General features: G+C 31.0%; 8 protein-coding genes and 4 pseudogenes. 5 read left to right on the top strand and 7 right to left on the bottom strand.

All coding sequences use genetic code 11. The annotated features are described in order from the left end of the window. Positions 1–483 precede the first annotated feature (483 nt). Positions 484–1,950 carry an ABC-F type ribosomal protection protein Msr(A) gene (gene msr(A) / locus CD032_RS01235; RefSeq protein ID WP_002447408.1) on the top strand — a complete coding sequence of 489 codons (1,467 nt, stop codon included), beginning with the start codon at positions 484–486 and terminating at the stop codon, positions 1,948–1,950. Between the two features lie 223 nt (positions 1,951–2,173). On the opposite strand, the gene CD032_RS01230 is transcribed toward msr(A), so the two are convergent. The 4 genes and pseudogenes from CD032_RS01230 to CD032_RS01215 all read right to left on the bottom strand — a co-directional run bounded on the left by CD032_RS01230 (position 2,174) and on the right by CD032_RS01215 (position 4,078). Further along, entirely contained in the window at positions 2,174–2,752 is a 579-nt protein-coding gene (locus CD032_RS01230) for a recombinase family protein (protein WP_031908289.1), read from the bottom strand. Between the two features lie 110 nt (positions 2,753–2,862). Further along, a pseudogene (locus CD032_RS01225) lies at positions 2,863–2,946 on the bottom strand (AAA family ATPase); the annotation flags it as partial. Beyond that, a complete protein-coding gene (locus CD032_RS01220) occupies positions 2,947–3,483 on the bottom strand; it encodes a hypothetical protein (protein ID WP_002456738.1) in 537 nt (178 codons plus the stop codon). Between the two features lie 13 nt (positions 3,484–3,496). Next, positions 3,497–4,078 carry a TetR/AcrR family transcriptional regulator gene (locus CD032_RS01215; RefSeq protein ID WP_001124173.1) on the bottom strand — a complete coding sequence of 194 codons (582 nt, stop codon included), beginning with the start codon at positions 4,076–4,078 and terminating at the stop codon, positions 3,497–3,499. 205 nt (positions 4,079–4,283) lie between these two features. Between CD032_RS01215 and CD032_RS01210 the strand changes: the two genes are divergently transcribed. The 4 genes and pseudogenes from CD032_RS01210 (at position 4,284) to CD032_RS01195 (ending at position 7,848) form a co-directional block, all read left to right on the top strand. Continuing rightward, entirely contained in the window at positions 4,284–4,877 is a 594-nt protein-coding gene (locus tag CD032_RS01210; RefSeq protein WP_061826193.1) for a recombinase family protein, read from the top strand. Next, positions 4,849–6,291, top strand: a pseudogene (locus CD032_RS01205) (transposase). The gene CD032_RS01210 and the pseudogene CD032_RS01205 overlap by 29 nt, the downstream one beginning before the upstream one ends. Beyond that, positions 6,284–7,099, top strand: coding sequence for an AAA family ATPase (locus tag CD032_RS01200; RefSeq protein WP_069973482.1), 816 nt, complete (start codon positions 6,284–6,286; stop codon positions 7,097–7,099). The pseudogene CD032_RS01205 and the gene CD032_RS01200 overlap by 8 nt, the downstream one beginning before the upstream one ends. Before the next feature lie 137 nt (positions 7,100–7,236). Then, on the top strand, positions 7,237–7,848 hold the full coding sequence (locus CD032_RS01195) for a recombinase family protein (protein WP_069973483.1): 612 nt from the start codon (positions 7,237–7,239) through the stop codon (positions 7,846–7,848). Positions 7,849–8,505: 657 nt separating this feature from the next. Here CD032_RS01195 and CD032_RS13580 read toward each other — a convergent pair. From CD032_RS13580 to CD032_RS01180, 3 genes and pseudogenes are all read right to left on the bottom strand, one after another. Then, positions 8,506–8,621: pseudogene (locus CD032_RS13580) on the bottom strand (DUF536 domain-containing protein); the annotation flags it as partial. A gap of 438 nt (positions 8,622–9,059) precedes the next feature. Beyond that, positions 9,060–9,608 carry a 6-phospho-3-hexuloisomerase gene (gene hxlB, locus CD032_RS01185; protein ID WP_037551413.1) on the bottom strand — a complete coding sequence of 183 codons (549 nt, stop codon included), beginning with the start codon at positions 9,606–9,608 and terminating at the stop codon, positions 9,060–9,062. 2 nt (positions 9,609–9,610) lie between these two features. Beyond that, positions 9,611–9,714 (bottom strand): annotated as a pseudogene (locus CD032_RS01180) (3-hexulose-6-phosphate synthase); the annotation flags it as partial.

The raw sequence follows: 9,714 nt of genomic DNA, 5'->3' as shown, positions 1-9,714 counted from the left end.
ACTCCTTTTTGTTAAAATTATACTATAAATTCAACTTTGCAACAGAACCAATTAAATGAAGTGCTGCATTTTATAAGTACACTCTAAATTAACAAGATGTATAATCAATCTCAAATTGTAATTTTATACTTTTATTATATGATCTTTGTACTTAGAGATATATTGTAAAAAAACCAATAAAATGTTATATTAACATTACTATTTTATCGATGAAGGAGGATTAAAATGACAGCTTCTATGAGACTCAAATAAACCTTTTTGAATACAAAACTAAATTAATTCAAAAAGGCTTGTCCGCAATACACACACTCATAGGATGACTTATGTCATTTTTTATCCTTCGATAGGAATAATAAACGCTTTCAAATACTAAAACATCGTAATAATTCTTTAAGTGTTTGAAAGTGTAATGTGAATGAGACGGGAGTAGCCTGTCTCATTTTTTGCGTACACGTCCTTTAAATATACAAGGAGTGTATAAATATGGAACAATATACAATTAAATTTAACCAAATCAATCATAAATTGACAGATTTACGATCACTTAACATCGATCATCTTTATGCTTACCAATTTGAAAAAATAGCACTTATTGGGGGTAATGGTACTGGCAAAACCACATTACTAAATATGATTGCTCAAAAAACAAAACCAGAATCTGGAACAGTTGAAACGAATGGCGAAATTCAATATTTTGAACAGCTTAACATGGATGTGGAAAATGATTTTAACACGTTAGACGGTAGTTTAATGAGTGAACTCCATATACCTATGCATACAACCGACAGTATGAGTGGTGGTGAAAAAGCAAAATATAAATTAGCTAATGTCATATCAAATTATAGTCCGATATTACTTTTAGATGAACCTACAAATCACTTGGATAAAATTGGTAAAGATTATCTGAATAATATTTTAAAATATTACTATGGTACTTTAATTATAGTAAGTCACGATAGAGCACTTATAGACCAAATTGCTGACACAATTTGGGATATACAAGAAGATGGCACAATAAGAGTGTTTAAAGGTAATTACACACAGTATCAAAATCAATATGAACAAGAACAGTTAGAACAACAACGTAAATATGAACAGTATATAAGTGAAAAACAAAGATTGTCCCAAGCCAGTAAAGCTAAACGAAATCAAGCGCAACAAATGGCACAAGCATCATCAAAACAAAAAAATAAAAGTATAGCACCAGATCGTTTAAGTGCATCAAAACAAAAAGGCACGGTTGAGAAGGCTGCTCAAAAACAAGCTAAGCATATTGAAAAAAGAATGGAACATTTGGAAGAAGTTGAAAAACCACAAAGTTATCATGAATTCAATTTTCCACAAAATAAAATTTATGATATCCATAATAATTATCCAATCATTGCACAAAATCTAACATTGGTTAAAGGAAGTCAAAAACTGCTAACACAAGTACGATTCCAAATACCATATGGCAAAAATATAGCGCTCGTAGGTGCAAATGGTGTAGGTAAGACAACTTTACTTGAAGCTATTTACCACCAAATAGAGGGAATTGATTGTTCTCCTAAAGTGCAAATGGCATACTATCGTCAACTTGCTTATGAAGACATGCGTGACGTTTCATTATTGCAATATTTAATGGATGAAACGGATTCATCAGAATCATTCAGTAGAGCTATTTTAAATAACTTGGGTTTAAATGAAGCACTTGAACGTTCTTGTAATGTTTTGAGTGGTGGGGAAAGAACGAAATTATCGTTAGCAGTATTATTTTCAACGAAAGCGAATATGTTAATTTTGGATGAACCAACTAATTTTTTAGATATTAAAACATTAGAAGCATTAGAAATGTTTATGAATAAATATCCTGGAATCATTTTGTTTACATCACATGATACAAGGTTTGTTAAACATGTATCAGATAAAAAATGGGAATTAACAGGACAATCTATTCATGATATAACTTAAAAACTATACACTAATTTATATTGAATATTTCTTTAAAGTATTATAATAAAGTAAATAACAATAGTACCATAACCGATCATTTTTGAGAAAAAGAATATAGAAGAAAAGAGAGGGAGTTTTTACCCTCTCTTTTCTTGTTTTATTATTAAAATCTCATAATAGATGATTAATATGCGTTTTAGAACGCTGTGAGAAACGCTCATTTGCATTGACAACCTATTTATCAAGATAATCCCTTATCGTGTTTAATTCTATAAACAGTCTGCCTTGTTATATTTACTTCTTTTGCAATTTTACTAATTGCTTGGCCTTCTTCTAACATTTCGACAACTCGATGATAGATAACACGCTTTTGAGGATCTTTCGCGTTTGGCGAATAAAGTAAAGGTCGTCCTTTATAAACGCCTTTTTCTTTAGCAACTTGAATTCCTTGTGCTTGTCGACGTTTACTTTCGTTTCTCTCTTGTTCTGAAACCATTGCTAAAATTTGAACAATTAAATCTTTCATAAATTTATCCAGTAATGGATTACTAATAACTTCATTCATCATAGGTAAACTTGTAATCATTAACTGAACGTCTTTTTCTTTTAAGTAATTCACAGTTTCAATAATTTCATCATAATTACGTCCTAAACGATCAATAGATTCCACAACGAATCGATCTCCCGTTCTTACAAAGTTAAGTGCTTCTTGAAATACTGGTCTATTTTCAATAGATTTCCCAGACTGTTTTTCTGTAAATATTTTTTCAGCCCCAAACGTCTTTAAATTTTCAAGTTGTCTTTCTAAATTTTGATCGATCGATGATACTCACGCATAGCCAACATGTCACTTTATTCGATATATGAGAATGATTTTACCTAATAAATGAGAAAAGCAACGCACTATATTAAAATGCGTTGCTTTTTCTATTATCGAATACCTATAACTAAACTATCTCTAGCTGTTTCTACAACTTCTGTACTTATTTTATCTAAACCATTTATATCCATAATTTAATTTCTTTTTGGAGGCCACACAAAATATGAAATACAAATAATTAAGTCTATAATAATAACAATTGTCCAAATATGAATAACACCATCCATAGCTTCTGTACGACTTTTATCATTAATTAAATAAACAATTAAATGTAAAATCCCAGTACCTATAATGTAAGACAGTAAATGTTTCAACCAACTTTTAGCATAGTTTTTAGAGTAAGCTAAACCGTCAAGTTTATAAGGTTTGGAACCTTGCTTCATCACATAATATCTAAATCTATCATCTGCCCAATTTATCATGCTTTTGCCAAAGACAAGAGAAATTGAAATATAAACTGCTGCTATAGCATGTGGCATTTCAGCTGTTGCACCATTCATAAGGTCTACAACCGTTGTTATAAGGAGTATTAAATCTATAATAGGCGTAAGTGCAAGGAAGAATAAACCTAATGTTTGTTGATATAATATATATCTTGTTACTAAACCAAGTAATATTACAAACCAAAAGGCTATTTCACAAAAAATTATAAGCCATATTATAAAATTCACGGGCCGTCCTCCTTTATTTCGTTAATCTAACTATTTCTTCATCAACAATGATTTGAATATCATCGTTTGAAACACCGTTTGGATTAAGCAATTTATGTAAAGCTAAACCGTCAATTAATGCATGTAATTTCATCGAATTAAGATGAATATTCACATTGTTCTTCAGCAAATGATCGTTTTTTAATAATGTCAAAATACTATTACATAATTGATCTAACCCATCATCAAGTGTACTTTGACCATACTCATGTATGTCATTGCGAAACGCCATCCAAACTTCCATATCAGCTAGTCTCTCTTTATCCAATGGTAGTACTGTTAATAAACTCGCTTTTGCTTTATCTATTGTAGTAAGGTTTTCAGATTTAAATATTGCTTCAATTCTCCTCCTTACTTTTAATTCTACTGTAGACATTACAGCATTTAATAACTCTGAATGATTCGGAAAATAATATCTAATCTGTCCAGGTGTCATATCAGCTAATTTCGCAATTTGTCTTACAGTAGATCCCTTAACTCCTTTTTCTACAATGGAGTCGAAAGCGTATTGAATGATTTGTTTTTTCTTTTCTTTATGATTAATTATTTTTGGCATAGTTATATGTTAACACATTTTAATACAGTTGTGTTAAAAAAAGTGTACAGAAAACAACCATTTTCTGTACACTCTCTTTTTATGCCGAAATAAGTGAGTAATACATATATTTTCGTGTTCAAAAACCCAACAAAAAATCTATGTTCACAAAAGACCTTGAAATTAAGTTATGGTACACTGTATATGTATATAGGAGGTTTGTATTTTGAAAATAGGTTATGCAAGAGTTTCAACTGGATTACAAAATCTGAATTTACAGGAGGACCGATTAAACGCATATGGTTGTGAAAAGATATTTAGCGACCATATGAGTGGTTCAAAAAGTAAAAGACCTGGATTAGATAAAGCAATTGAATTTGCGAGATCAGGAGATACGATTGTTGTTTGGAGACTCGACAGACTAGGACGTAATATGGAGGATTTAATCACATTAGTTAATGAGCTTAACGAACGAGGCGTAAGTTTCCATAGTTTAGAAGAAAATATAACGATGGATAAATCAAGTTCTACAGGACAATTATTATTTCATTTATTCGCAGCGTTTGCAGAATTTGAACGAAATTTAATTTTAGAACGTTCTTCAGCTGGCCGAATTGCAGCACGTGCTAGAGGACGCTATGGAGGTAGACCCGAAAAATTAAATCAAAAAGATTTAAACTTACTTAAGACACTTTATGATAATGGCACGCCAATTAAGACAATTGCAGAGCAGTGGCAAGTTTCACGTACAACGATTTATCGTTACCTCAATAAATTGGAGGAAAAGGAAGATGAAAAACAAGGAGAAGTATCTAACTAATTTCTCTGAAGCCAAACGTAAAGAAGCTACTCAAAAGTACAATATTATAAAACCTTTTATCTTGGGCAAGCAATCTTTATCAAGCATTTCTAAAAGCAAAGGTATTGCGTTAAGTACACTTTATAGGTGGAATAAATTATATAAGGAACAAGGTCTTACTGGTCTAATTCATAATACAAGAGTTGATAAAGGTGAGCATAAATTAAAACAAAACATAATAGACGAGATTAAACGCCTTGCACTCTAGAATAAAAGAAATAGTATTGCTACGATTCATAGGAAAATCGCTAATTATTGTATAGAGAATAATTTTGATAAACCAAGTTATAAACAAGTTTATAGTATTATTAAAGCAATGCCTAAGTCTGTTATTGATTTCTCTCACCAAGGTGAAAAATACTATCAAAATAAGTACGATTTAATACAAATAAGAGAATCCTCAAGACCCAATGAAATATGGCAAGCCGACCATACTTTGCTAGATATTTATATATTAGATCAAAAAGGTAATATCAATAGACCATGGCTAACCATTATTATGGATGACTATAGTCGTGCAATTGCAGGCTACTTTATAAGTTTTGATGCTCCTAATGCTCAAAACACAGCATTAACACTACACCAAGCAATATGGAATAAGAATGATACCAACTGGCCAGTGTGTGGTATACCCGAAAAATTCTATACAGATCACGGAAGTGACTTTACCTCAAATCACATGGAACAAGTCGCTATTGACTTGAAAATAAATTTGATGTTTTCAAAAGTTGGTGTCCCTCGTGGTCGCGGAAAAATAGAACGCTTTTTTCAGACAGTTAACCAAACTTTCCTAGAACAACTGCCTGGATATATAAACAATAATGATACTCCTAGTAATCTAATAGATTTTCACAATTTTGAAGAAAAATTACGTTACTTTTTAATTGAAGATTATAATCAAAAAGAACATAGTGCTATTCATACCACGCCTATCAGTCGTTGGAATAGTAATCACTTTTTCCCTAATATGCCAAGTAGCTTAGAACAACTTGATTTATTATTGTTGGAAATACCTAAATCTAGAAAAGTTCATTCAGATGGCATTCATTTTCAAGGTTTTCGATACAGTAATACTAATCTAGCAGCTTATGTAGGTGAATATGTACTGATTCGTTATAACCCAAATGATATGGCTGAAATACGTGTGTTTTATAGAGATGAATTTCTTTGTACTGCTATATGTCCAGAAATAGCTGATTACTCCATAGATATAAAAGACATACAGCACGCTCGTAGTCAGAGAAGAAAACACTTAAAACAAAATATTGCTAGTCCAAGTACCACGGAATTAATTAAGGAAGAAAAAAATTGTGGTTATTCACCTCAAGAAACGACTAAAAACGTCAAAAAATTAAAGAGTTATCGTAATGACTAAAAATCAAAATTTCATTGAAACGAAAGAGTATAAACGCTTTGCTGAATTTTGTGATGCTTGTATTAAATATCAGTATATTGGTATATGTTATGGTCAACCTGGTGTCGGAAAAACTTTATCGTCTAGGTATTACACAAATTGGGATACTATTGAAAAACAAGTTAACCATAGAGGTTGGGAAGATTTAGCTAGTAAAACGACCGATGACATACTATCGGTGGATAAAATATTTTATACTGCACCAGCAGAAAAACAAACTAAATTAAGGAATGATTTATATAGTATTACTGCAAGCATTGATTTGGGTCAAAAATTACATGTTGTAAATAAGTATGGACATGAACATAGTAAACATTATAGTGATATGTTTAAATATATTGATTTAATTATAGTAGATGAGATTGATCGCCTTAAAGTGCAACATTTAGAGCAATTAAGAGCTATTTATGATGAACATAATTTAGCAATGATATTTATTGGTATGCCAGGTATTGAGAAGAAATTATCTCGTTATCCTCAATTATATTCGCGCATAGGTTTTGCGTATGAATTTGATAATCTGAGTAAAGATGAAACGCATCATATATTAGAATATAAGTGGCAAGATTTAGGATTTGATTTAAAACTCGAAGATTTTACTGATTATGAGGCAATAACAACGATTATTAAAATTACAAAAGGGAATTTTAGGCTGATTCATCGTTTATTTGCGCAGATAGATAGAATTATGGATATAAATGGCTTAGATAAAATCAGTACAGAAGTTGTAGAAACAGCTAGAGATAGTTTAGTCATAGGTATTCGTTAATAGAAAAAGCAATGTACTTTAATATAGTACGTTGCTTTTTCTCATTTATTAGGTGAAATCATTCTCATATATCAAGTAAAGTGACACGCAACTAAAACGTATGATTAGGGCGTATATTAATTATGGAGTGAAAATAAATGATTATAGGTTATGCAAGAGTATCTTCGATAGATCAAAATTTAGAAAGACAACTAGAAAATTTAAAAACGTTTGGTGCTAAAAAAATATTTACAGAAAAACAGTCTGGGAAATCTATTGAAAATAGACCGGTACTTCAAGAAGCTCTTAATTTTGTAAGAATGGGAGATCGATTCGTGGTGGAGTCTATTGACCGTTTAGGACGTAACTATGATGAAATTATTGAAACGGTGAACTATTTAAAAGAAAAAGACGTGCAGTTAATGATTACAAGTCTACCTATGATGAATGAAGTGATTGGTAATCCTTTACTGGATAAGTTTATGAAAGATTTAATCATTCAAATCTTAGCAATGGTTTCAGAACAAGAGAGAAATGAAAGTAAACGTCGACAAGCTCAAGGTATTCAAGTCGCAAAAGACAAAGGTGTATATAAAGGACGTCCTTTACTCTATTCACCGAATGCGAAAGATCCTCAAAAACGTGTTATCTATCATCGAGTTGTCGAAATGTTAGAAGAAGGACAAGCAATTAGTAAGATTGCGAAAGAAGTTAATATTACAAGACAGACAGTTTATAGAATTAAAAATGATAAGGGATTATCTTGGTAAATGGATTGTCAATGCAAATGAGCGTTTCTCACAGCGTCCCAAAATACATGTTAATCATGTATTATGAGATTTTAATAATAAGACAGGAAAAAGAGAGAGCGTTTTTGCCCTCTCTTTTTTTCTATATTTTTTTTTCAATAACGAACGTTTTTCATTACTTCTGTTATCTCATTTAAATCAAATAAATCTGAAGATTTCCATGTAACATTTTGTTCATTAGACTTATTTTCTATATATGATATGCTGAAGCACCTGTTAATAGAATTTTTTTGTAAATTTAGCCTCCAATTTTAAAAATGAGCAGGCACATGCTTGCCTCAGCTCATCTTTTTCATAATAAGCTAAATTGCTCACTACAATTAAATTAATTTGATATAAGTGTGGCAAGAGTTCTACGTCTCTTAATAAATAATACCCAATTTTATTGATAAATGAACTTAAATTTAAAATTAAATTGATGAGTATCAGAAGTACGATTTACATAAAAAGGTACGACAAGTTTATGAGCTTGTCGCACCTTTTTAATTACAATTAGTTACTAACAAACGACTCCAAAAGCCTTTTTAAGTTGTGTTTATTCACCCTTTTTTCTTCCTAATGTTGATTAATATTTACAGCGTCTGTAGTATATGATACTTCTTACACATCCACGTTTTATCTATCATTAGTAGGTGTATCAAAGGAATAATTAAGCAGCCTCTCTTCCTCTAATTAATTTTTGAATCTTTTTTATTACTCTCTAACGCCAAAACTTGCTGATTCTTAAGCAATCTTTAATCTTTCCTGCAACTCTTTTCTATTCTGGCTCATATATGCGTTTTAAGAAACAAATGTAATTGAATAGGTTAAAAATTATATATTTTTAAAGTTTCCTTTAAACCAACTGTTAAAATGTATAATAAGGATATTGGATTACCACATGTAAATTTGTTTTTAGCACGACGTTTTTTAGGTGTGTAAGTGTGCCTTTAGATATAAAAATAAAAGTCAAACTAGAAAAAGTAGATTGACTTTTTCTTTTGATGCAGTATCGTCAATGTAAATCTAAAAATTCTGGCTATAAATCTACATCACTTTTCAAAAATGTAGTAGTGATATTCAATACTAATTAGTTTTTATAACTACTAGGAAATATCTCAAGGCGTTTCTTTAAATTAAAAATACCCCACAAATAAATGTGGAGTATTAAAGTGAATCATCTTTTGTAGGTTTTATTCCAGATTAGCATGATTTTGCTGCATTGTTTCTTCATCAACGTTTATCTCAGTCATTAAATCTAAAACAATACTATCTAAAAACACTTGTGATGCTTGTTCAAATAAGCTACCTAGAGGTTGTGCTGAACCTTCAGCATCATATTTCGTTCCCGCCGGTAATTCAATCACTGCATTTGCAAGTTCACCAATATTTGACGTTGGATTTGTTGACAATAATACAACTTCTGCACCTACAGCTTTAGCTTTATCTGCTAATAATCTTAAATGCTCTGTCGAACCTGAGCCAGAAAGGATAACAAACAAATCTTTTTCGGTAATGGAAGGTGTAGTGGACTCACCAACTACATGTGCACCCTTCCCAAGCTGATTCAATCTCATCGCAAAACTATTTGCTACAAAACCCGAACGTCCTTTTCCAGATACAAAAACTTGCTCTGCTTTAATAATTTGCTTTAAAAACGTTTCGGCTTCACTGTCTTTCACATGTGATAATGTGTTGTCTATTTCATCTAGTATTAAACGATAATTTGTGATTTCTGTCATCATTATTTTCCTTCAATCGCAGCTCTACATTGTTTAGCAGCTTCTACAGGGTCATCAGCATTTGCAATGCCGCCACCAACAATAATTAAATCAGGATTTTCTGCAA

Origin of the sequence: Staphylococcus cohnii subsp. cohnii, from assembly GCF_002902365.1 — a bacterium.
Lineage (GTDB): Bacteria > Bacillota > Bacilli > Staphylococcales > Staphylococcaceae > Staphylococcus > Staphylococcus cohnii.
The sequence above is the reverse complement of the archived record's forward strand: the minus strand, read 5'-3'. Positions and strand labels throughout refer to the sequence as shown.

What these genes read in the sequence shown, in the direction of transcription:
- CD032_RS01215 (WP_001124173.1), bottom strand. Translation starts at nt 4,078, where the DNA reads ATGCCAAAAATAATTAATCATAAAGAAAAGAAAAAACAAATCATTCAA.
- CD032_RS01200 (WP_069973482.1), top strand. Translation starts at nt 6,284, where the DNA reads ATGACTAAAAATCAAAATTTCATTGAAACGAAAGAGTATAAACGCTTT.
- CD032_RS01195 (WP_069973483.1), top strand. Translation starts at nt 7,237, where the DNA reads ATGATTATAGGTTATGCAAGAGTATCTTCGATAGATCAAAATTTAGAA.
- hxlB (WP_037551413.1), bottom strand. Translation starts at nt 9,608, where the DNA reads ATGACAGAAATCACAAATTATCGTTTAATACTAGATGAAATAGACAAC.